At 73.7% G+C, this 20,780-nt stretch carries 29 protein-coding genes and 5 pseudogenes; 16 read left to right on the top strand and 18 right to left on the bottom strand.

Annotated elements, in window-relative coordinates:
* Nucleotides 1–215 precede the first annotated feature (215 nt).
* The 3 genes and pseudogenes from G5V59_RS23605 to G5V59_RS23595 form a co-directional block, all read right to left on the bottom strand.
* Nucleotides 216–341 carry a zinc-binding dehydrogenase gene (locus G5V59_RS23605; RefSeq protein ID WP_278260025.1) on the bottom strand — a complete coding sequence of 42 codons (126 nt, stop codon included), beginning with the start codon at nt 339–341 and terminating at the stop codon, nt 216–218.
* Nucleotides 342–456: 115 nt separating this feature from the next.
* A pseudogene (locus tag G5V59_RS23600) lies at nt 457–828 on the bottom strand (zinc-binding dehydrogenase); the annotation flags it as partial.
* Complete coding sequence (locus tag G5V59_RS23595) at nt 825–1,181, bottom strand: hypothetical protein (RefSeq protein ID WP_278258081.1); 357 nt, start codon at nt 1,179–1,181, stop codon at nt 825–827. The pseudogene G5V59_RS23600 and the gene G5V59_RS23595, both read right to left, overlap by 4 nt.
* Before the next feature lie 165 nt (nt 1,182–1,346).
* Here G5V59_RS23595 and G5V59_RS23590 point away from each other — a divergent pair, with 165 nt between their 5' ends.
* From G5V59_RS23590 to G5V59_RS23575, 4 genes are all read left to right on the top strand, one after another.
* Nucleotides 1,347–2,021 (top strand): hypothetical protein, encoded by a 675-nt coding sequence (locus G5V59_RS23590; RefSeq protein ID WP_278258080.1) that lies wholly within the window; start codon nt 1,347–1,349, stop codon nt 2,019–2,021.
* On the top strand, nt 1,961–2,131 hold the full coding sequence (locus tag G5V59_RS23585; RefSeq protein ID WP_278258079.1) for a hypothetical protein: 171 nt from the start codon (nt 1,961–1,963) through the stop codon (nt 2,129–2,131). The genes G5V59_RS23590 and G5V59_RS23585 overlap by 61 nt, the downstream gene beginning before the upstream one ends.
* Before the next feature lie 39 nt (nt 2,132–2,170).
* Nucleotides 2,171–2,785, top strand: a complete 615-nt coding sequence (locus G5V59_RS23580; RefSeq protein ID WP_278258078.1) for a hypothetical protein — start codon at nt 2,171–2,173, stop codon at nt 2,783–2,785.
* Between the two features lie 74 nt (nt 2,786–2,859).
* Entirely contained in the window at nt 2,860–3,753 is an 894-nt protein-coding gene (locus G5V59_RS23575; RefSeq protein ID WP_278258077.1) for a hypothetical protein, read from the top strand.
* Here the strand turns inward: G5V59_RS23575 and G5V59_RS37580 are convergent.
* The 7 genes and pseudogenes from G5V59_RS37580 to G5V59_RS23550 all read right to left on the bottom strand — a co-directional run bounded on the left by G5V59_RS37580 (nt 3,666) and on the right by G5V59_RS23550 (nt 7,801).
* Nucleotides 3,666–4,079, bottom strand: a complete 414-nt coding sequence (locus G5V59_RS37580; RefSeq protein ID WP_341351017.1) for a family 1 glycosylhydrolase — start codon at nt 4,077–4,079, stop codon at nt 3,666–3,668. The genes G5V59_RS23575 and G5V59_RS37580 overlap by 88 nt on opposite strands.
* A 1-nt stretch (nt 4,080) precedes the next feature.
* A complete protein-coding gene (locus G5V59_RS37575) occupies nt 4,081–4,254 on the bottom strand; it encodes a family 1 glycosylhydrolase (protein ID WP_341351300.1) in 174 nt (57 codons plus the stop codon).
* 100 nt (nt 4,255–4,354) lie between these two features.
* Nucleotides 4,355–5,029: pseudogene (locus G5V59_RS37570) on the bottom strand (family 1 glycosylhydrolase); the annotation flags it as partial.
* 288 nt (nt 5,030–5,317) lie between these two features.
* Nucleotides 5,318–6,367 carry a hypothetical protein gene (locus G5V59_RS23565; RefSeq protein WP_278258076.1) on the bottom strand — a complete coding sequence of 350 codons (1,050 nt, stop codon included), beginning with the start codon at nt 6,365–6,367 and terminating at the stop codon, nt 5,318–5,320.
* Nucleotides 6,368–6,469: 102 nt separating this feature from the next.
* A complete protein-coding gene (ribA, locus tag G5V59_RS23560) occupies nt 6,470–7,045 on the bottom strand; it encodes a GTP cyclohydrolase II RibA (RefSeq protein ID WP_278258075.1) in 576 nt (191 codons plus the stop codon).
* Between the two features lie 176 nt (nt 7,046–7,221).
* Nucleotides 7,222–7,482: a hypothetical protein gene (locus G5V59_RS23555; RefSeq protein ID WP_278258074.1), complete on the bottom strand. Its 261-nt coding sequence runs from the start codon at nt 7,480–7,482 to the stop codon at nt 7,222–7,224.
* Between the two features lie 16 nt (nt 7,483–7,498).
* Nucleotides 7,499–7,801, bottom strand: coding sequence for a helix-turn-helix domain-containing protein (locus G5V59_RS23550; protein ID WP_278258073.1), 303 nt, complete (start codon nt 7,799–7,801; stop codon nt 7,499–7,501).
* A 161-nt stretch (nt 7,802–7,962) separates the two neighbouring features.
* Between G5V59_RS23550 and G5V59_RS23545 the strand changes: the two are divergent.
* Nucleotides 7,963–8,106 (top strand): annotated as a pseudogene (locus G5V59_RS23545) (hypothetical protein); the annotation flags it as partial.
* A 190-nt stretch (nt 8,107–8,296) separates the two neighbouring features.
* Nucleotides 8,297–9,100, top strand: coding sequence for an acyl-CoA dehydrogenase family protein (locus tag G5V59_RS23540; protein WP_278258072.1), 804 nt, complete (start codon nt 8,297–8,299; stop codon nt 9,098–9,100).
* A 55-nt stretch (nt 9,101–9,155) separates the two neighbouring features.
* Here G5V59_RS23540 and G5V59_RS23535 read toward each other — a convergent pair whose 3' ends face one another.
* From G5V59_RS23535 to G5V59_RS23520, 4 genes are read right to left on the bottom strand one after another with little or no spacing between them, the layout of a single operon-like run.
* The gene (locus G5V59_RS23535; RefSeq protein WP_278258071.1) at nt 9,156–9,425 is read right to left on the bottom strand and encodes a hypothetical protein; all 270 of its coding nucleotides are present in this window, start codon (nt 9,423–9,425) and stop codon (nt 9,156–9,158) included.
* Entirely contained in the window at nt 9,392–10,384 is a 993-nt protein-coding gene (locus G5V59_RS23530; protein ID WP_278258070.1) for a hypothetical protein, read from the bottom strand. Before G5V59_RS23530 ends, G5V59_RS23535 begins: the two co-directional genes overlap by 34 nt.
* Nucleotides 10,385–10,429: 45 nt before the next feature.
* Nucleotides 10,430–11,350 (bottom strand): YegS/Rv2252/BmrU family lipid kinase, encoded by a 921-nt coding sequence (locus tag G5V59_RS23525; RefSeq protein WP_278258069.1) that lies wholly within the window; start codon nt 11,348–11,350, stop codon nt 10,430–10,432.
* Entirely contained in the window at nt 11,347–12,792 is a 1,446-nt protein-coding gene (locus G5V59_RS23520; RefSeq protein WP_278258068.1) for an FAD-binding oxidoreductase, read from the bottom strand. The genes G5V59_RS23525 and G5V59_RS23520 overlap by 4 nt, the downstream gene beginning before the upstream one ends.
* 233 nt (nt 12,793–13,025) lie before the next feature.
* On the opposite strand from G5V59_RS23520, the gene G5V59_RS23515 reads away from it, so the two are divergent.
* The 10 genes from G5V59_RS23515 (at nt 13,026) to G5V59_RS23470 (ending at nt 19,094) form a co-directional block, all read left to right on the top strand.
* Nucleotides 13,026–13,547: a hypothetical protein gene (locus tag G5V59_RS23515; protein ID WP_278258067.1), complete on the top strand. Its 522-nt coding sequence runs from the start codon at nt 13,026–13,028 to the stop codon at nt 13,545–13,547.
* Nucleotides 13,438–14,871: an FAD-dependent oxidoreductase gene (locus G5V59_RS23510; RefSeq protein ID WP_278258066.1), complete on the top strand. Its 1,434-nt coding sequence runs from the start codon at nt 13,438–13,440 to the stop codon at nt 14,869–14,871. Before G5V59_RS23515 ends, G5V59_RS23510 begins: the two co-directional genes overlap by 110 nt.
* A gap of 398 nt (nt 14,872–15,269) precedes the next feature.
* Complete coding sequence (locus tag G5V59_RS23505; RefSeq protein ID WP_278258065.1) at nt 15,270–15,617, top strand: sigma factor; 348 nt, start codon at nt 15,270–15,272, stop codon at nt 15,615–15,617.
* Nucleotides 15,500–15,847 carry a sigma factor-like helix-turn-helix DNA-binding protein gene (locus G5V59_RS23500; RefSeq protein WP_278258064.1) on the top strand — a complete coding sequence of 116 codons (348 nt, stop codon included), beginning with the start codon at nt 15,500–15,502 and terminating at the stop codon, nt 15,845–15,847. Before G5V59_RS23505 ends, G5V59_RS23500 begins: the two co-directional genes overlap by 118 nt.
* 20 nt (nt 15,848–15,867) lie before the next feature.
* Entirely contained in the window at nt 15,868–16,170 is a 303-nt protein-coding gene (locus G5V59_RS23495; protein WP_278258063.1) for a hypothetical protein, read from the top strand.
* Nucleotides 16,170–16,742 carry a TIGR03086 family metal-binding protein gene (locus G5V59_RS23490; protein WP_278258062.1) on the top strand — a complete coding sequence of 191 codons (573 nt, stop codon included), beginning with the start codon at nt 16,170–16,172 and terminating at the stop codon, nt 16,740–16,742. The genes G5V59_RS23495 and G5V59_RS23490 overlap by 1 nt, the downstream gene beginning before the upstream one ends.
* Nucleotides 16,743–16,752: 10 nt before the next feature.
* Nucleotides 16,753–17,052: a hypothetical protein gene (locus tag G5V59_RS23485; RefSeq protein WP_278258061.1), complete on the top strand. Its 300-nt coding sequence runs from the start codon at nt 16,753–16,755 to the stop codon at nt 17,050–17,052.
* Nucleotides 16,941–17,939, top strand: a complete 999-nt coding sequence (locus tag G5V59_RS23480) for a low temperature requirement protein A (protein WP_278260024.1) — start codon at nt 16,941–16,943, stop codon at nt 17,937–17,939. The genes G5V59_RS23485 and G5V59_RS23480 overlap by 112 nt, the downstream gene beginning before the upstream one ends.
* Before the next feature lie 140 nt (nt 17,940–18,079).
* Nucleotides 18,080–18,817, top strand: coding sequence for an alpha/beta fold hydrolase (locus G5V59_RS23475; protein WP_278258060.1), 738 nt, complete (start codon nt 18,080–18,082; stop codon nt 18,815–18,817).
* Between the two features lie 4 nt (nt 18,818–18,821).
* On the top strand, nt 18,822–19,094 hold the full coding sequence (locus G5V59_RS23470; RefSeq protein ID WP_278258059.1) for a hypothetical protein: 273 nt from the start codon (nt 18,822–18,824) through the stop codon (nt 19,092–19,094).
* A 12-nt stretch (nt 19,095–19,106) separates the two neighbouring features.
* On the opposite strand, the gene G5V59_RS37565 is transcribed toward G5V59_RS23470, so the two are convergent.
* The 4 genes and pseudogenes from G5V59_RS37565 to G5V59_RS37550 all read right to left on the bottom strand — a co-directional run.
* Nucleotides 19,107–19,499, bottom strand: a complete 393-nt coding sequence (locus G5V59_RS37565) for an aldehyde dehydrogenase family protein (protein ID WP_341351016.1) — start codon at nt 19,497–19,499, stop codon at nt 19,107–19,109.
* Between the two features lie 76 nt (nt 19,500–19,575).
* Nucleotides 19,576–19,623 (bottom strand): annotated as a pseudogene (locus G5V59_RS37560) (hypothetical protein); the annotation flags it as partial.
* A gap of 102 nt (nt 19,624–19,725) precedes the next feature.
* Complete coding sequence (locus G5V59_RS37555; protein WP_341351299.1) at nt 19,726–20,319, bottom strand: aldehyde dehydrogenase family protein; 594 nt, start codon at nt 20,317–20,319, stop codon at nt 19,726–19,728.
* 67 nt (nt 20,320–20,386) lie between these two features.
* Nucleotides 20,387–20,584 (bottom strand): annotated as a pseudogene (locus tag G5V59_RS37550) (hypothetical protein); the annotation flags it as partial.
* Nucleotides 20,585–20,780: the final 196 nt, after the last annotated feature.

Raw genomic sequence — 20,780 nt, 5'->3', positions numbered from 1 at the left:
AGCGCCGGGTCGCGAGCGCCGGCTACACCGGGGCGTCGATGCTCGGGGAGGTCGTCGCCTACGGCCCCCGGTCGGCGTACGACGTCGTGAACAAGCTGGCTGCGCAGCAGGCCGCACCGCGCGATCCTGCTCGACTGCCGGTTCCGGCACGTCGGGGCGGGCCTCGTCGTCGCCGGCGACGGCCGCTACTGGTGGACCGTCGACGTGGGCCGGCGCTAGCGGATCCGCACGACGGACTTGCCGAGCGTGGCCCGGTCGTCCATGTCGGCGAGCGCCCGGCCGAACTCCTCGATCGGGTAGACCTTGCCGATCGGCGGCTTCACCGTGCCGGCCTCGATCATCGGGACCAGCCTGGGCCCACTGCTCGGCGAGGTAGCCCGGGCGGGCGAAGGCGTAGGCACCCCAGCCGACGCCACGGACGTCGACGTTGTTGAGCAGCAGCCGGTTGACCTTGACCTCCGGGATCCCCTCGCCGGCGGCGAAGCCGACCACCAGCACCCGGCCCTGCGGCGCGAGCGCGCGCAGCGAGTCGGTGAACAGCGAGCCGCCGACCACGTCCAGCACCACGTCGACGCCCCGGCCGTCCGTCGACTCGCGAGCGGCGTCCTTGAAGCCGTCGGGTGCGATCGCCTCGTCGGCGCCCGCGGCGAGCGCGAAGGCCCGCTTCTCCTCGGTGCTGGCGACCGCGATGGTCCGCGCCCCCAGGCCCTTGGCGACCTGGATGCTCGCGGTGCCGACGCCGCCGGCCGCACCGTGGACGAGCACGGTCTCGCCGGCGCGCACCCCGCCCCGCTCGGCCAGCGCGAAGAGCGCGGTCAGGTAGTTCATGGGCAGCGCGACGGCCTCCTCGAAGGAGATCGAGTCCGGCAGCGCGAAGAGGTTCTCGGCCGAGCCGAGGACGAGCCTCCGCGGCCCCGCCGTACGGGCCGACACCGGCGACCCGCTGGCCCGACGCGAAGCCGTCGCCGGAGACGACGACGCCGGCGAAGTCGACGCCGAGGGTGAACGGGGGCTCCGGCTTGAGCCTGGTACTCCCCCTTGCTGAGCAGCAGGTCGGGGAACGAGATCCCGGCCGTGTGCACCTCGACGAGCACCTGGCCCGGGCCGGGTGCGGGCTCGGCGACGTCGGTGACGACCACGTCGGAGGGGCCGGTGGTGGTGAGGACCTGGACGGCGCGCATGGATCGCAGGCTAGCCGGGGGCGGGTTCCGGTGCGCCGGACGGGGGTAGGAGGGCGCCATGCCCCGCGCCCTGTCCCCGATCCACCCCGTGACGGCCTTCCTGGCGTCCCTGCTCCTCCTCCTGCCGACGTACGGCGCCCTGGGCACCACGAGCGACGGCGGGCTGTGACTCTGGTTCACCGGCGGCATCGCCGCCGTGGCCCTGCTCGGCGTGCTGCTCCGGCTGGTCCTGCCGCGGGCGCTCGCACTGGTGCTCCTCGCCGCCAGTGCCTACCTCGTCGTGGTGCTGGCCGGGATCTTCGTCGTGGCGGCGGCAGGGCCGCCCGCCGGCGACGCCACCCTGGCGCTGCTCGTCGGCATCCCGGCTGCGGCGGTCGCGGCGCTCGTGGCCGCCGCGCTCACCGAGCACTTCGCCGAGGACGCGATGGCGCCTGCGGTCGTCGCGATCGTGATCCTGGGCCTGATCGGGATCTCGGTGGCGCCCGCGGCCGGCGACGCCGTGGCCGACGCGCGCGACCGGGCCGAGCGGATCGCGGACCTGGAGGCGTCCGGCCTCACGCCGTACCTGCCGGAGATCCCGGGGCTGCGCGCCGGCAGCGGCAGCACCAGCCTGCAGGGCGAGCGGATCGTGGGCTACTCGTTCCGCTACGAGCGCGACCCCGACGACTACCGCTCGCCGGCGCTGAGCGTGGAGGTCGACGGCGAGTTCGCCGACCTACCGCGACTGCGACACCTCCGAGCGCGCGATCTACCAGTGCCGGCGCGGGGAGGGCTACTACGTGCTCGCCCAGGACGGCGCCGACCAGTACGTCGTCGCGGAGTCCGGCGGCGACTACCTGATCGGGTGGTACCTCGACCAGGACGACCGGCTGCCCGACGCCGACACGGTGGGCAAGGCGCTCGCCGGCGCCGAGCGGGTGGAGTGGTCGGACGTCGTCGGTGTGGACTGACCTGTTTGGTGAGGCACCGGGCCGGGCAGATCGAGTCGCGTGAGCGACTGGACCGACTGGACCCAGAACCGGCGCATCGCCGACGCCGAGGAGGCCCTCGACGCCGAGCGCCGGGCGCGCAGCCGGCTCTCGGAGCAGATGCGCCAGCAGCAGGGCAACCTGCAGGGCCGACTCGACCGGCTCACCCGGGCCATGGTCGCGCTCATCGAGCACGAGGACATCCGCGCCGAGCCTGGGCCAGCACGCCGACGCGGCGGCCTGCCGGCGCTACGCCCGCGAGGTGGTGGCGACCGTGGTGGTCACCGGCGGTGGAGCGGTGCGCGAGACGGCCGAGCCGGGCGACGTGCCCGGCTACTGGCTCGCGGCCGCCGCGCGGGGCGTGGCCGCCGTGGCCGACGGCGAGACCTCGGGCGAGGCCCTGCTCGAGGCCGCGGCCCAGCGGGACCCGGCCCGCGCCGCGCTCTTCCTCACCCTGCTGACGGCGCTCACCCGGGACCCGCGCTGGGCCGTCGCGCCCTTCGAGCGGGTCGTTCCCGACCAGGCCCAGGTCACCCAGGCGCAGCGCCAGGTCTGGCTGGCCGTCGCCGACGGCCGGATCGCCCCCGCCGAGCCGGCGCTGGTCGCCGCGCTCACCCGCCAGGTGGACGCCGATGACGGCGCCGCGGAGCGGGTCGGCGAGTGGCTGCGCGGCCAGGTGCCCGCGGGCACCGGAAGCCTCGACAGCGAGCGTGCCGTCGCCCAGCCTGCAGGTGCTGCAGCGGTTGCTCGCGGGCGAGAGGCTGCCCGGCGACGAGCCCGCCGAGACGTCTGCCGAGACGTCCGAGGACCCCCTGGCCGACTGCCTGCGCTCGCTCGTCGACGAGGGCTCGCCCGCCGAGGGCGACATCCTCGAGCGGATGGCCGCCGCGCGCGCCGATCTCGGCTTCCTCGACGAGCGTGTCGGCGCCCGGGCCGCGACCTGGTCCACGCCCACCGGCGACGTGCTCGACCTGCTGCTCGCGGACCTGGCCGAGCCGGCCGGCTCCGGCCGCCACCGGCTGGCCCTCCGGGTCCTGTCCCCCCTGCTCGGTACGACGGCCGACCGGCTCGCCACCGCGGCCGCCACCAGCCTCGCACCCACCCGGGCCGCGACCGTGCTCGGGCAGACCATCGACGTCCAGGCCGGGGGTGCGGTGCGGGACTGGCGTCCCGACGTGCTCGCCGCGGCCGCACGGCGCACGCCACGGCAGCCGCACCTGCTGCCGGGGGGTATCGCCGCGCTGGCCGTCGGCGTGGTGGCGATCGGGCTCGCGTTCGTCGCGAGCGGGTTCGCCGTGCTGGCCGTCGCCGCGCTGCTCGGGGGCGCGGCGGCGGTGGTCACCGCCCTGACCCAGGCCCGGCGCCAGCGCGCCGCGCAGGAGTCCGCGGTGCGCTCGGGTGAGCGTCAGGTCGCCGAGTCTCGCGCAGCGGATCACCGACGAGACGGCGCGCTCCACGAGCGCCGCGACCACGGCCAGCGCGCTGCGCGAGGCGGTCCGTGCCCGGACTCGGCTGATCAGGCCGGGTGCTCGGCGCGGTGCCGGGCCACCAGGTCGGCGTACCAGGTGAAGGAGCGCTTGGGCGTGCGCACCTGCGTCTCGTAGTCGACGTGCACCAGGCCGAAGCGCTGGGTGTAGCCCTCGGCCCACTCGAAGTTGTCGACCAGCGACCAGGCGTAGTAGCCGCGCACGTCCACGCCCCGCTCGATCGCCTCCGCGACGGCCGTCAGGTGGGCGTGGTGGTAGTCCACCCGCTGGTGGTCGTCGACGACCCCGTGCTGGTCCGGGCCCTGGTTGTAGGCGCAGCCGGACTCCGTGATGACGAGCGGCGGTACGGCGGCCCGGAGCCGGGCGCGGAACATGATCAGCCACTCGCGCAGCGCGTCCGGCACCACCGGCCAGCCGAAGTCGGTCAGCGGGTAGCCCAGCACGTCACGGAACTCGAACGGCGAACTCGGCGGTCTCGTCGGCCGCGGCGATCCGCATCGGGTTGTAGTAGTTGACGCCGTAGAAGTCGAGCGGCTGGCGCATCGTCGCGAAGTCGCCGTCGCGCACGTGCTCCTCCAGCAGCATCATCATCTCCTCGGAGTACCGCCCGAGCAGCATCCCCTCCAGGTAGTGCCCGTTCCACAGCGCGTCGAAGAGCTTTGGCCGCGCCCACGTCGGCGGGGTCGTCGGAGCCCGGCCAGATCGGGGCGTGGTTGTTGGCGCAGCCGACGCTCTGGGCGCCCGCGGCGCGCAGGGCGATCGCGGCGCGGCCGTGCGCGACGAGCAGGTGGTGACCGACGGGCAGCGCCTCGAAGAGCAGCGCCTTGCCGGGGGCGTGCATCCCGACGGCGTAGCCCATCATGGTGACGACACTGGGCTCGTTGACCGGCACCCAGTCGGCGACCCGGTCGCCGAGCCGCTCGGCCACGATCGCGGCGTAGTCGGCGAAGCGGTCGATGGTGGCGCGGTTGAGCCAGCCGCCGTCGTCCTCCAGCGCCTGCGGCAGGTCCCAGTGGAAGAGCGTGGCCATCGGCCGGATGCCGGCCTCCAGCAGGCCGTCGACGAGGCGGTCGTAGAAGTCCAGGCCGGCCGGGTTGGCCGGTCCGGAGCCGGTCGGCTGCACGCGCGGCCACGCGATCGAGAAGCGGTAGCCCGGGGCGCCCAGGCGGCGCATCGACTCGATGTCCTCGGCGTAGCGGTGGTAGTGGTCGCACGCCACCGCGCCGCTCGAGCCGTCGACGATCCGGCCGGGCTCCGCGGTGAAGGTGTCCCACACCGACGGGCCGCGGCCGTCCTCGGCCACCGCCCCCTCGATCTGGTACGACGCCGTGCTGGTGCCGAAACGGAAGCCCGCCGGCAGGCGCGCGGCCAGGTCCCTCTCCCTGTCCTCCATCGGGCCCACCCTCCCACGTGCGCGTCCAGGGCACGGCCAGCCTGCGCGGGCCCGACGAGTCACCGGCCACAATCTGACATGTGAACGTCGAGATCCGCAGGGGTTCGAGCAGGTTCGCCGAGCGTGTCCCGGGTCGGCTGACCCAGCACGCCTTCTCGTTCGGGCCGGACCTGGACCCCGAACGCCTGTCCTTCGGGCCGATGGTGTGCCACGACGACCACCTGATCGGGCGGGGGCAGGGCTTCGAGGACCATCCGCACGCGGCCCTGGAGATCGTGTCCTGGGTGCTCAGCGGCACGCTGGTGCACACCGACGGGACGGGCGCGGCGGTGGAGCCTCGGCCCGGGCGAGTGCGCGGTGCTGAGCGCCGGCTCGGGGGTGCGGCACAGCGAGGTCGCCGGCGACGGCGTCACCCGCTTCGTGCAGGTCTGGCTCACGCCGGACGACCCGGACGCCGCACCGGCCTACCGGGCGGCTGCCGCGCCCGAGGGCTCCGGCCTGGTCCGGGTCGCCGGCGAGGGCGCGCCGCTGCCGGTCGGTGTTGCCGGTGCGGCCTTCGCGGTCGCCCGGCTGGAGGCCGGGGAGACCCTGGCGCTGCCCGCCGCGGCGAGGGTGCACGCCTTCGTGGCCACCGGTGCGCTGCTGCGCTCCTCGCTCGCCGAGCCGCTGTCGGCGGGGGACGCCTTCCTGCTGACCAGCGGGGCGTCGTACGACGTGACGGCGGCGGTGCCGACCGAGTCTGCTCGTCTGGTCGTTCGCCTGACGACGGCGCGGAGCGCTGGGGGGTTCTTGACGTTCTCCTACGGTTCCTGACCGTTGCAACGGCCAGTAACCGCAGGAATCCCCCGGTAAGCGGGGATTCCTGCAGCCAGCCTCAAGCCTCGCCGAGTCTCGTCGTGCCCGACGATCGCCGCCGCGATCTCGCCCAGGCTGGCGCACCTGCTCGGGGCTCAGGCTGGGAGAAGACCAGCCCCCGCACGTGCGCGACGTGGCTCGGCGCGACCCGGTCCAGCAGACTCTTGGCCGGCGTCGGTGAGGGTCACGAACTGGCGGCGCTTGTCCTCGGGGCACTGCTTGCGCAGCACCCAGCCGCGCTGCTCCAGGCCGGTGACGGCGTGGCTGAGCCGGGACGGGCTGGAGGCGGTGAGCCGGGCCAGGCTCGCCCATGGTCAGGGTCCGGTCGGGGCGCGCGGACAGGGTGGCGAGCATCCCGTAGTAGTTGTGCGGGATGCCGGCCTCCTCACGCAGCCGCTTGTCGAGGGCCTGCGGGAGGGCCTGGACGATCCGGATCAGCGGCAGCCAGGCCGCCATCTCCTCCTCGTCGAGCCACTCGGTCACGCGGACAAGTCTCCCAGGTCCAGGGTGTGCGCGGTGTGGTCCCGCTTGACGGCGAGGTAGCGCCGGTTGGCGGCGGACAGGTGCACGCCGGTCGCGACCTGCTCATCGACGCCGATCCCGTGGGCCGCGAGCCTGCGCGGCCTTGTCGGGGTTGTTGCTCAGCAGCCGGATCCGGTCCGCGCCCAGGGCCAGCAGCATCTGCGCGGCGGCGCGGTAGTCCCGCTCGTCCTCGCCGCGACCGAGCGCCCGGTTGGCCTCGTAGGTGTCGAGGCCGGCGTCCTGCAGGGCGTAGGCGTCGAGCTTGGCGTACAGGCCGATCCCCCGGCCCTCCTGGCGCAGGTACAGCAGGAAGCCGCCCTCGGCAGCGATCCGCTCGACCGCCTCGCGCAGCTGCGGACCGCAGTCGCAGCGCTCGGAGCCGAACACGTCACCGGTCAGGCACTCGCTGTGCGGGCGCACCAGCGGCGCCTCCCCGCCGGCGGCGAGCCCGGCCAGCCGGCCGCGCCAGTCGCCGAGGCCGAGCAGCAGGTGATCCTTGCCGTCGGCGAGGCCGGTGAAGGTCACCACGTCCGCGGTGGCGGCGTACCCGTCGGCGAAGCGGAGCGGTACGACGACCGAGGTGCGCACCTCGGCGGAAGGGGTCCCGGTGCTCGGCACTCGGGTCAGGCATGCGGTCATCGTCGTCTCCGTCCAGTTGTTTCAAGTTTGAAACTTCTGGTCCAAGGCGACCAGGACCCGCGCTATTCCGCCGTCCCGGGAAAAATCTCAGTCGGCCGGGCGGAGCACCACGTCGTCGGGCACGACGAGCCCGTACTGCGCGACGGCGTCCACGAGCACGGCGGTCACCTGCCGGGTCAGCCGCTCGACGAGCCTGCTCCTGGGACTCGTCGTGGTGGTCGAACCACCAGATGATGCTGGCGTCGACCATCCCCATCACGCTGACGAGGACCCCCTCGGGCGGGTCCGTGGGCAGGGGCGTCTCGCGCAGGTAGGACCGGGTGGCCTCGACGATCTCGCTGAGCAGGCGGGTCCGCCCCAGCCGGGCACGGTGCAGCGCCTTGGTCTGCTGCTGCGCGGCGAGGAAGCGGAACAGGTGCGGGTGCTCCGCGGCCCACGCGACGCAGGGCCCGATCAGGCCACCGATGACCTCGGCCGGCGTACCGGACCGGGACAGGTGGGGACGCACCCGCCGCAGCAGACTCGGTCGCGGCGTAGCGGGCGACCTCGGCGTCGAGCCTGCTCCTTGCTGGCGAAGTGGCGGTAGACATGGGGGCGCGGGATGCCCGCACGCTCGGCGATCTGGGCCATGCCGACGGAGGCGCCGCCCTCCTCGATGGCGTCGATCGCGGCCTGGACGACCTGCGCGCGGCGGGCGTCGCTCTCCAGCGCCTCGTTGGCGCTGCGCCGGCGCACCGTCGAGTCGACCCACTTCACCACGTCCACCACGAGAGCAAGGTTACCTTGGACAAGCGGTCTTGGGTACAACTAGTATCCAGTAGCCGATACACCGTGTACCCAGACTCCTGACCCCCCGAGAGGGACCGACATGCCCCAGCGCCGCTCGCCGTGGATGAACACCGACCTCGACGACTTCCGTGACCTCGCCCGGACCTTCTGCGAGAAGGAGATCAAGCCGAACGTCGACACCTTCATCGCCAACAAGCAGGTCGACCGCGAGACTGTGGAACAAGGCCGGCGAGGTCGGCCTGCTGTGCCTCTCCATCCCCGAGGAGTACGGCGGCGGGGGCGGCACCTTCGCCCACGAGGCCATCCTGATCGAGGAGCAGGCCCGGGTCGGCGACAGACTCGTGGGGCGTCTCGCTCCACAACGGCATCGTCGCCCACTACATCCTCAACTACGGCACCGAGGAGCAGAAGCACGCCTGGCTGCCGAAGCTCGCCAGCGGCGAGGCCGTCGCCGCGATCGCGATGACCGAGCCCGGCACCGGCTCGGACCTGCAGAACATCAAGGCCAAGGCGATCCGCGAGGGCGACGAGTACGTCGTCAACGGCTCCAAGATCTTCATCACCAACGGCGCCCAGGCCGATGTCGTGGTCACCGTCGTCAAGACGAACCCGGAGGAGGCGGCGGCCGGCATCTCGCTGGTCATCGTGCCGACCGACACCCCCGGCTTCTCCCGCGGCAAGGTGCTCGACAAGGTCGGCATGAAGGGCCAGGACACCTCCGAGTCTGTTCTTCGAGGACGTCCGGATCCCGGTCACCAACCTGCTCGGCAGCGAGGAGGGCCAGGGCTTCATCCAGGCTCATGGAGCAGGCTCCCGCAGGAGCGCCTGATCGTCGCGGTCTCCAACGTCGCGGCGATGGAGTTCTGCTACGACGAGACGATGCGCTACGTCCACGAGCGGCACGCCTTCAACCGGCCGATCTGGGGTTTTCAGAACACCAAGTTCAAGATGGCCGAGGTCGCCACCGAGGCCCGCGTCGCCCGCTCCTTCGTCGACGAGTGCATCACCCTGCACCTCGAGGGCCAGGCTCGACATCCCGACGGTCGCGATGGCCAAGCTCGTGGTGCTCCGAGCGCGCGCAGAAGGTCGCGGACAAGTGCCTGCAGGCTGCACGGCGGCTACGGCTACATGAACGAGTACCCGATCGCCCGCGCCTGGGCCGACCTCCGGGTCTCGCAGATCTACGCCGGCACGAGCGAGATCATGAAGGAGATCATCAGCCGCTCGCTGCCCGCGCCCAGGCTGACCCTCGCGCGTCGCACCTGACGAACGCGTCGTGGATCGGGGGATCACACGACCGTTCCGTCAGGTGCGACGTCGCTCAGTCGGCCGGCCGGCAGGTCACCGGGAGATCGCCATCCTGCCCGGGGGCTCCGACCTCGCACGTCCGGGTCACGCCGTCGCCGTCGTAGCAGGTGGCGATGACGTCGGTCGCGAAGGCCTCGTCGCGGCCACCGAGGTCCTCCGCGGGGATGGTGTACGACGCACAGGCGTCGCCGGCCGGGGCGCCGCCCGCGCCGAGGTCACCTGCGACGAGGCCGGTGGCGGCCAGGGTCGTCAGCGCCAGCACGGCGCGCCGGGTGCGGTGCACGGGTCGGTCAGGCTCTCGTCGCAGTCGATGCCGATGTTCGCGGCATAGGCCAGGCTCGGGTCGGGGACCTGGTGCGCGGTCGCCTCGGCCTTCTTCAGCGCCGCGGTGGCGTCGGCGCACGGCACCGCGGCGCAGCCCGGGCCGCCCAGCACGCGCCACCCCTCGTCGTCCTGGGTGACGACGTAGGGCTGGTCCTCGCCGCGCACCTCCAGCATCACCGCGCCCGGCGTCAGGTGATCGGTGCGGATCACGTGGGCACCGGGAGCGGCATCGAGCAGAGCCGCCTCGGCGGTGTCACCCCGTGCCGTCGTGCACGCGCCGGCGTCCGGTTCGTCCTCGTGGCCGCACGCGACCAGACCCCACGCGGCCGCGGTGAGCAGGGCGGCGGTCGCGGCGCTCCCCCGGCGCCTCACTCCGGCACCGGCCCGTCCACGAGCCTCGGCGCAGGCGACCATGGCAGTCCCGTCGGGCCCCGGCGTCGCCTCGTCGATCGCCCGCTGGCACTCCTCGCTGATCGGCTCGTCCGGCTCGTCGTCGGACGCGGCACCCGTGGCGCAGCCCTCGCCGGCCACGGCGAGCCAGCCCGCGCGGAGCCGCTGGACGTCGTAGACGCCGGTGTCGCCGTCGGGCTCGACGGCGATGCGCGCCCACGCCCTCGTCCGCGAGAGGACCTTGGTGATGACCGTGCCGTCGCCGGCGGTGATGCGGACCGCATCCTCCGGCGACGAGCCCACCTTGTCGGCGAAGTGCTCCGCGTCAGGCGCCCGCCCCCACGGCGTGTGCAGGCAGCGCTCCTCCCGCGCGGAGGTCACGCCGTCGCAGTCGATCGCGTCCACCACGGCGGGGTAGTCGACGTCGGCCTGGTTCCCCACCGGGAAGAACGTCGCCACGTCCGGGCACACCGCCACCGCGTGGTCGTTCTCGTGGCTGCACGCCGTCAGTCCCCAGGACGCCGTCACCAGCAGGGCGGCAACGGCCCCTCTCCCCCTCAGCATGCGCCGACCCTAAGGGCTCAGGCGAGGATGCGCAGGGCTTCCGGCAGCAGACTCGACGGCCATCGGGTCCGCGCCGGTCGCGGGCAGCGGGCCGAGCGCCTCGCCGTCGGCGCCGACGGGCACGGCGGCACCTCCGGCGTACGTGCCCGAGAGGGTGACCCGGCGCCCGGTCAGGACGGTGACCTCGTCGAGGGCGACGTGCCCGCCGTCGTACACCTTGGGCAGGGAGCGGATCAGGTCCAGCCGCCCGGCCGCCTCGATCACGACCACGTCCAGCAGGCCGTCCGAGACCGACGCGGTGGGCGCGATGGCCATGCCCTTGCCGTAGTAGCGGGAGTTCGCGACCACGACCGTGGCGGCCTGGTGGGTCGAGCGGGCGCCGTCGACCTCGAGCACGCAGTCCACCGGCCGGTACGTCGCGAGCGCCCGGACCGCGGCGACCGGGTACTGCAGCCTGCCGGGGAGCCAGTGCGAGCGGTCCACGATCTCCGCGGCCCGGGCGTCCACGCCGGCGTACACCGAGCCGGCGACGACGGAGGTCGCCCCACCGACGGTGACCCGGAGCAGGTCGATGCGGCGCTCCTCGCCCGCCAGCAGCAGCCGGGCCTGGGCGGCCGTGTCGTGCGGGACCTCCAGCATCCGGGCGAAGTCGTTGCCGCGCCCGGCCGGCACCACCGCGAGGACCCCGTCCGCCGCGGACACCGCGCCGGCGACCGAGGAGAGCATGCCGTCGCCGCCGACGGAGACCACGACCGCGTCCGCCCCCACGGCAGAGGCGACCAGGGCGGGGGTCTCGGCGGCCGAGGTCGTGTAGGTGACCTCGACGCTCGCGCCGGCCTCGCGCAGTGCCCGGGCGAGGGGTACGACGACGCGCGGCGCCGCGCCACCGCCGGCGCTCGGGTTGACGAGGAAGGAGAACGAGCGGGTCACGGGACCAGCACCCCGGGGTTGAGGATCCCGGCCGGGTCGACCGCCTGCTTCACGGCCCGCAGCACGGTGGCGCCGACCTCGCCGATCTCGGCGGTGAGGTAGGGCTTGTGGTCGGTGCCGACGGCGTGGTGGTGGGTGATCGAGGCCCCGGCGGCGACGATCGCCTCGCACGCGGCGGCCTTGGCCGGCAGCCAGGCGGCGAGCGGGTCGTCGCCCCCGGGCGCGGCCACGGTGAAGTAGAGCGAGCAGCCGGTGGCGTACACGTGCGAGACGTGGCAGAGCACCATCGCGCCGGGCAGAGCGGTCTCCAGCGCGGTCTTCACGCGGGTGTAGAGGTTCTCCCGGTTGCTCCAGAAGGTCACCGTCTCCAAGGTCTCGACGAGGACGGCGACGTCCAGCAGGCTGTCGCGCAGGTACGGCGCGTCGAAGCGTCCCGCGGCCCACTTCTCCCCGGGCGCGGAGCCGAGCGGGGTGCCGCCGAGGCCGTCGAGGACCGCGGTGACGGCGGCCATCTTCGCGGCGACCGCGGCGGAGGTGCCCTCGTAGCCGACGATCATCAGGCAGCCTGCGCTCCCCTCGCCTCCGATGGCGTCGGGGTCGGCGAGGTTGATGGCGGTCTCGTTCTCGTCGGACAGGCGCAGCACGGTGGGCAGCAGGTCGGACTGCGCGAGCGCGCGCATCGCGTCGGCGCCCGCCGCGAAGGAGGCCCAGCGCCAGCCCTCGTACTCCTTGACCTCCGGCAGCGGGCGGACCCGGACGGTGACCTCGGTGATCACGCCGAAGGCGCCCTCGGAGCCGAGGAAGAGCTCGCGCAGGTCCGGGCCCGAGGCGTTGGCGGGCGAGGCGCCGAGCCGGACCTCGCCGACCGGGGTCGCGACACGCAGGGCGACGACCATCGCGTCGAAGCGGCCGTAGCCGGCGCTGGACTGCCCGCTGGAGCGGGTGGCCGCGAACCCGCCGATCGAGGCGTACTCGAACGACTGCGGGAAGTGCCCGAGCATCAACCCGTGCTCGGCCAGCAGCGCCTCGGCCTCGGGGCCGCGCAGGCCGGGCTCGAGCGTCGCCGTCGAGGAGACCGGGTCGAGGGCGAGCAGCCCGCGCATCCGGCCGAGGTCGAGCGAGAGCACGCCCGCGAGGCCGGCCGGGTCGGCGACCAGGCCGCCGGTGACCGCGGTGCCGCCGCCGAAGGGGACCACCGCGATCCGGTGCTCCTGGGCGAAGGCCAGCACGGCGACCACGTCGTCGTGCCCACCCGGCCGGACGACGACGTCCGGCGCGTCGCCCAGGTCGCCGCTGCGCTGCCGCAGCAGGTCGGGGGTGGACTTGCCGCGGGTGCGCAGGCGCCGTACGTCGTCGTCGGTGAGCACGTTCGCCGCACCGACCACGCCCCGCAGGCCCTCGACCAGGCTCCGGCGAGAGCCGGGACGCGGGGACGGTGACATCGGCGCGGGCCGGGGTGTCGGAGATCGGGAAGACCATGCCGACGAGGTCGCGGACCCCGTCCGGCAGGCCGTGCGCGGAGGCCGGGTCGCCCCACCGGGTGGCGGGCATCTCGGGCTGGAGGACGGCGGGACGCTCGGTCGTCATGTGTTACAGTGTTACACATGACGTCACATCGTCACAACCATGAGTCCGAGACCGGCCCCCGCGACGGCTACCTCGACGCCGCCCGCGAGTGCATCCTCGACGTCGGCTGGCGGCGCACCACGCTCACCGAGGTGGCCCGTCGGGCGGGGGTGTCGCGGATGACGATCTACCGCGCCTGGTCCGACATGCCCGCGCTGCTCGGCGACCTGATGACCCGCGAGTGGGGCGGCCTGGTCGCCGGACAGGTCGACCTCGCCGGGGCGCCGACCCCGGAGCGGATCGCCGACGCGGTCGCGGCGACCATCGACGCGCTGCGCGGCAACGAGCTCGTTCACCCGGATCGTGGAGCTCGACCCGGAGCCTGATCCTGCCCTACCTGCTGGCCCGCCGCGGCCGCTCGCAGGAGCCTGGTCATCGGCGTCCTCGCGGGCGCCGTCGCACAGGGCCAGGAGGCCGGCACGATCCGCGACGGCGACCCCGTCGTCATCGCCCGCGGACTGGTGCTCGCCGCCCACGGCTTCGTGCTGTCGGCCCACACCATGCTCGACGACGCGGTGGACGCTGCGAGCCTCGACGCCGAGCCTGCGCACCCAGGTCGTGCGGAGCCTGAGCCGATGAGCCGCATCACAGCCGGTCTGGCCGGGGCGCCCACCGACGTCGACCTGGTCGTGATCGGCCTCGGCGTCACCGGCGCCGGGGTCGCCCTCGACGCGGTCTCGCGCGGGCTGAGCGTGCTCGCGGTGGACGCCCACGACCTGGCGTTCGGTACGTCGCGATGGTCCTCCAAGGCTCGTCCACGGCGGCCTGCGCTACCTCGCCTCCGGCCAGGTCGCCATCGCCCACGAGAGCGCCGTGGAGCGCGGCATCCTGATGGACCTCACCGCGCCGCACCTGACCCACCCGCTGCCGTCGCTGATCCCGCTGGGCGCCGGGGTCAGCAAGCCGATGGGCGCGCTCGCCGGTGCCGGCTTCGTCGGCGGCGACCTGCTGCGGCGGGCGGCCGGGACCAGCAAGGACACGCTGCCCCGGCCGCGCCGGCTGAGCGCCGCGGAGACCCGGCGGCTGGCCCCGCCCCTGCGCACCGACGGCCTGCGCGGCGGTCTTCTCGGCTGGGACGGACAGACTCGAGGACGACGCCCGGCTGGTCACCACGATCGCCCGCACCGCCGCCGAGCGCGGCGCCGCCGTGCACACCCGGGCCCGGGTGGTCTCGGCGTCGGGGACCCGGGTGCAGCCTGCGCGACGAGCCTGACCGGAGCCCCGCTCACCGTCACGGCGCGAACCGTCGTCAACGCCGCCGGCGTGTGGGCCGGCGACCTGGTCGAGGACGTCCGGCTGCGGCCCTCCCGCGGCACCCACCTGGTGCTGCGCGGCGAGGCCCTGCCCGGTCTCACGGTCGCGGTGTTCGCGCCCATCCCGGGAGAGACCAACCGCTTCGTGCTGGTGCTCCCCCAGCCCGACGGCCGGTCTACGTCGGCCTCACCGACGAGCCCGTCGAGGGCCCGGTCCCCGACGTCGCCGCGCCGACCGAGGTCGAGATCGGCTTCCTGCTCGACGTCGTGTCGGCCTCCTTCGCCCGGCCGCTGCGTCGCTCCGACGTGGTCGGCGCCTTCGCCGGGCTGCGCCCGCTGCTGGACAGCGGAGAGGGCTCCACGGCCGACCTCTCCCGCAAGCACGCCGTGCTCACGTCGCCGACCGGCGTCGTCACCATCGTCGGCGGCAAAGCTCGACGACCTACCGCCGGATGGCCGAGGACGCCGTGGACGCCGCCGTCGCCCACGCCCGACTTCCCGCCGGGCCGTGCGTCACCGCGACCCTCCCGCTGGCCGGCGCCGCGCCGCGCGAGGCACTCGCCGAGCAGGCCGCCCGGGCCGGCTCCCCCGGCCGGGCCCGCCTCGTCCGGAGGTACGGCGCCGACGCCGACCTCGTGCTGAGCGCCGCCGCCGAGGCGTCCGGCTGGGCCGAGACCGATCTGCTCGCGCCGATCCACCCGGAGCCTGGCGACGGTCTGGGCGGAGCTCTTCTTCGGGATCACCCACGAGGGCGCCGCGGACGTGGCGGACCTGCTCGACCGCCGTACCCGGATCGGGTTGGTGCCCGCGGACCGGGTGCTCGCCGTACCGGCGGCGGAGCGTGCACTGGAGGTCGTGCGCGCGCACCGATGAGTTTTCTCCTCGACCCCCGTCTACCGGTTCAGGCAGACTGGCGAGACCACAGGGGCAGGGATGGGAATCACGGTGACCGAGCAGGCAACCGCGAGCAGTGAGACTCGCCGACTTCGACACCCTCACGGGGCGCTACCAGCGCGAGCCTGCTGGCGCACTGCTACCGGATGAGCGGGTCGGTGCACGAGGCCGAGGACCTCGTCCAGGAGACCTTCCTGCGCGCGTGGAAGGCGTCCGCGAGCCTTCCAGGGCCGGAGCTCGGTGCGCACCTGGCTCTACAAGATCGCGACCAACGTGTGCCTGACGAACCTGGAGAGCAAGCCGCGCCGGCCCCTGCCCACCGGGCTCGGCACGGCGGACTCGGCACCCTCCGACGAGCCTGCTCGAGGACCACGAGGTGCCCTGGCTGGAGCCGATCCCGGACGCGGCGGTCGAGGTCGCCGAGCGGGACACGATCCGGCTGGCGTTCGTCGCGGCGCTCCAGCACCTCCCGGCGCGCCAGCGGGCGGTGCTGATCCTGCGCGACGTGCTGCGCTGGTCGGCCGCCGAGACCGCCACCGCGCTCGACACCACCACCGCCGCGGTGAACTCCGCGCTGCAGCGCGCGCACGCCCAGGCTCTCCGAGCGCGGCCTGACCCCGGACACGGTCGAGGCGGACCTGGACGCGGACCAGCGCGGCCTGCTCGACGCCTACCTGGCGGCGTTCTGGCGCAAGGACATCGACCAGATCGTCCAGCCTGCTGAAGTACGACGCCACCTGGGACATGCCGCCCTTCCTCAACCACTTCCGCGGCGCCGACGCGATCGGCCGCCTGATCGGGTCCAAGTGCCCGGGCGGCACCAACGACATGCCGATGATCGAGACCGTCGCCAACGGCCAGCCGGCGTTCGGGCTCTACATGCGCCAGCCGGAGGGTCACTTCGAGCCCTTCCACCTGCAGGTGCTGCAGATGACCGGCAGCGGCGCGGACCTGAGGGTCGAGCACGTGAGCGCCTTCTTCGACCCGCGGCTCTTCGCGCGCTTCGGCCTGCCGGAGCGGCTGCCGGCCGACTACGTGCCGGTCTGATGTCCGCCGAGCCCGCACCAGCCGGACTCGTCGCAGGCCTGGACGTGCTCCAGCGCGCCCTGGACTACACCCGCGGCACGCTGGCCACCATCACCTGCGCCGACGTCGACCGCCCGACGCCGTGCGCCGGGTGGAGCCTCGCCGACCTGCTCGCGCACATGGAGGACGCTCTCGACGCCTTCGCCGAGGCCGCCGAGGGCGCCGTCGGGCTGAGCAGCGCCGCGCCCTCCCCGCTCGAGCAACGGGTGCAGCGGCTGGAGGTCAAGGCCTGCGGGCTGCTCACCTCGTGGATGAGCGCGCGGGCGCCGTACGTCGACGTCGGGGGGCACCCGCTGCCGGTGGACACCGTCGCCCGGATCGCGGCGCTGGAGATCACCGTGCACGGCTGGGACGTCGGCCGGGCGACCGGGCGCGGCGGGCCGCTCCCCGAACGACTGGCCGCGGGCCTGCTGCCGACCGCGCTGCAGGTCGGGCTCAGCGACGACCCGCGCTTCGCGCCGCCCGTGCCGGTCGACGTCCGCGCGCCGGCAGCGGTGCACGTGCTCGCGCTGCTGGGCCGTCGCGCGACCTAGACTGCGCCGCATGCCGGAGACGCCCGCCGCCGACGTACGCCACCGCACCCGCAGGATGACCGGCCGCGACCCGCACGAGACGGGCCGGGCCTCGACGCCGCTGGAGCCTGCTCTTCGACCTCACCTTCGTGGTCGCCTTCGGCACCGCCGCCAACGAGTCTCGCCCACGCCCCGGCCGCCGAGCACGTCGGCTCGGGCATCGCCGCCTTCGCCTTCGCGACCTTCGGCATCTCCTGGGCGTGGATCAACTTCACCTGGTTCGCCTCGGCCTACGACACCGACGACTGGGTCTACCGGATCACCACGATGATGCAGATGGTCGGGGTGCTGATCTTCGCGCTCGGCATCAAGCCGATGTTCGAGTCGGTGACCCAGCACGGCGAGACGCTCGACAACGACGTCATCGTCTGGGGCTACGTCGTGATGCGGGTCGCGATGATCCTGCAGTGGCTGCGCGCCGGCCGGCACGACCCCGAGCGCCGCGCGGCCTGCCGGACCTACGTCGTCTCGATCGCGCTCGCCCAGGTGCTGTGGTGCGTCCTGGCGCTGGTCGACCTCTCCGTCGGCCTCACCTTCGCGCTCATGGTGATCCCGTTCCTCGTCGAGATCGGCGGCCCTGCGATCGCCGAGTCTGCGCCGCGGCGGCACGCCCTGGCACGCCCACCACATCGCCGAGCGCTACGGCCTGATGGTCATCATCACCCTCGGCGAGGGGATGATCGGCACGATGGCCGCGATCAACGTCCTCGCCGAGGACGGCCTGTCCTGGGAGATCGGGCTGTTCACCCTCGCCGGCACGGCACTGACCTTCGGCACGTGGTGGTGCTACTTCGCCGTGCCGACCGGCGAGGTGCTGCACGCGCGGCGCGAGCGCTCCTTCGGGTTCGGCTACGGCGCGATGGCGCTCTTCGGCTCGATCGTCGCCACCGGTGCCGGGCTGCACGTCGCCGCCTACTACCTGGAGCACCACAGCGAGACTGCACCTCACCGGGACGGTGCTCACCGTCGTCGTACCGGTCGGGTTGTTCCTCGTCGTCTTCTACGCCGGCTACTCGCTGCTCACCCGCTCCCTGCACTCCTTCCACCTGGTCCTGCTGGCGATCACCGCGGTGGTCCTCGTCGTCCCCGTGCTCATGGCGCAGGCCGACGTCGACCTGGTGTGGTGCCTGCTGGTGGCCTCGCTCGCGCCCTGGGTGACCGTGGTCGGGTACGAGGTCTTCGGCTTCCGGCACAACGTCGAGGTGCTCGAGGCGCTCGGCGACTGAGCCTCGGGCCGGAAGCGGCCACCCTTTTGCTGCCGCGACCCCTGTCGGATGTGACCTGCGCCACCTACCCTGTTGACGCAACCGTCACTAGGGCGGTGCACACCCACTCGGGAGGGAAGCACCCATGCTCGTCACCAGGTTCCGGGCCGCCGCCGCAGCGGTCGCCACCAGCATCGTCGCCGTCGCCGGCCTCGCCACACCCGCCTCGGCGGACCCCGCACCGATCCCCGACGGCACGCTGGTCGAGACCGGCTACAACTACGCCGCCCGGCCGGACTACACCGCCGGCGCCAACGACTGGTCCTGCCGGCCGCAGGCCGGGAAGAGCCCGACCATCCTGCTCCCCGGCACCTTCGCCAACGCCGGCGCCAACTTCACCAAGGCTCGGCCCGCGGATCAAGAACGCCGGCTTCTGCACCTTCACCCTCAACTTCGGCCAGACCGCCGCGTCCTTCGGCCGGGTCGGCGGCCTCGCGCCCACCGCGGACTCCGCCCGCCAGGCTCGCCGCCTTCGTCGACCGGGTCCTCGCCGCCACGGGGGCGACCAAGGTCAACGTCGTCGGCCACTCCCAGGGCGGGCTGATCCCGACGTACTTCATCAAGCGTCTCGGCGGCGCCTCGAAGATCGACAAGTACGTCGGCCTCGCGCCCAGCAACCACGGCACGGAGTCTGTTCGGCATCGCCGCGCTGGGCCGCGCGCTCGGCCTGCTCGGGATCGCGGAGGACTTCGCCTCCTTCGCCCAGTTCCCGGGGGTGACCTCGCAGGCGGTCGGCAGCCAGGCGCTGCAGACGCTGTGGGCCGACGGTGACGCGATGCCGGCCGGACCGTCGTACACCGTCATCAGCACGCGGTACGACGAGGTCGTGCACCCCGTCGCCAACCAGCGCCTCGACGGCCCCGGCACCCGCAACATCCTGCTGCAGGACCTGTGCCCGCTCGACACGACCGGCCACGTCGGCATCGCGTTCGACGAGCCCGCCCTGCAGCCTGACCGTCAACGCCCTCAACGGCGGGTCGAGCAGACTTCCGCCCGAGCCTGCGGCTTCGGGACCCAGCGCGGGCTGTTCGGGATCCCGTTCGCCTGAGCCCGCGCGCGATCAGTCGACCGGGAGGGCGACGTAGGTGGTGTCGAGGTACTCCTCGATGCCCTCGAACCCGCCCTCCCGGCCGTACCCGCTGGCCTTGACGCCGCCGAAGGGTGCGGCCGGGTTGGACACCAGCCCGGTGTTGATGCCGAGCATGCCGGTCTCCGGGCGCTCCGCGAGCCGGATCGTGCGGTTCAGGTCGCGGGTGTAGGCGTAGGCCGCGAGGCCGTACTCGGTCGCGTTGGCGTGCGCGATCGCCTCGTCCTCGCTGGTGAAGGTCGTGATCGGGGCGACCGGGCCGAAGGTCTCCTGGGTGACCGCGTCCGCCTCCGCCGGTACGTCGACGAGCACCGTCGGCGGGTAGAAGAAGCCCTCGCCCTCGGGCCGCTCCCCGCCAGTCAGCACCCGCGCCCCCCCGCTCGACCGCGTCCGCGACCGTGGCGGCGACCGACTCGACGGCCTTCTCCTCGATGAGCGGGCCGACCTCGACCCCCTCGTCCTGGCCGCGGCCCACGCGCAGCGCCCCCATCCGCTCGGCGAGCTTTGGTGCCGAACTCCTCGGCGACCGAGGCCTCCACGAGGAAGCGGTTGGCGGAGGTGCACGCCTCGCCCATGTTGCGCATCTTCGCGATCATCGCGCCGTCCACGGCCGCGTCGAGGTCGGCGTCGGCGAACACCAGGAAGGGCGCATTGCCGCCCAGGCTCCATGGACACCCGCTGCAGGCTGCCCGGCGGACTGCTCGACGATCCGCCTGCCCACACCGGTGGAGCCGGTGAAGCTCACCTTCCGCAACCGCGGGTCGGCCTGCAGGGTGCTGCTCAGCCCGCCGGAGTCGCTGGTCGTCACGATGTTGAGGACGCCGTCGGGCAGCCCGGCCTCGGCGAGGAGCCGGGCGAGGTAGAGCATCGTCAGCGGCGTGAGCGCCGCCGGCTTGACCACCATCGTGCAGCCCGTCGCGATCGCCGGGCCGATCTTGCGGGTCCCCATCGCCAGGGGGAAGTTCCACGGCGTGATGAACAGGCACGGCCCGACCGGCTTGCGCACCGTCAGCAGCCGGCTGCCGCCCGCCGGGTTGTGCATCCAGCGGCCGTGGATGCGCACCGCCTCCTCGGAGAACCAGCGCAGGAACTCCGCCCCGTAGGTCACCTCGCCCTTGGCCTCCGCCACCGGCTTGCCCATCTCCAGGCTCATCACCAGCGCGATGTCGTCGGCCTGCGCGGTCACCAGACTCGAACGCCCGGCGCAGGATCTCCCCGCGCTCCCGCGGCGCCGTCGCGGCCCAGTCCGCCTGCGCCGCGGCCGCCGCGTCCAACGCCGACCGCGCGTCGTCCAGGGTCCCGTCGGCCACGTCGGTCAGCACCGAGCCGTCCGCCGGGTCGATCACCTCGATCCGGCCGCCGCCACTCCCGGGCACCCACTGCCCGCCGACGTACAGCCTGGCGGTTCGACTCGGGAAGCAAGCTTGGTCAAGACGCTCGCGCAGGCTCATGGGACAACTCTGGCACGCCCCGGAAACCCCACGGGAGGACCCGTCACCGGGCGCCGGCCGCACGGCGAGATCAAAGGATTGCCGCCAAGCGGAGGCTGGACCTACGCAAGCCAACCGCGGGGGCGGCAGCACGGCGAGAGCCGGGCGCCCAGCGACTTGCTGCCGACCGCCCCGGCGAAGCCGGGCTCGCCCCATC

The organism is Nocardioides convexus, from assembly GCF_011090295.1.
This window is presented reverse-complemented; position numbering and strand designations above follow the sequence as displayed.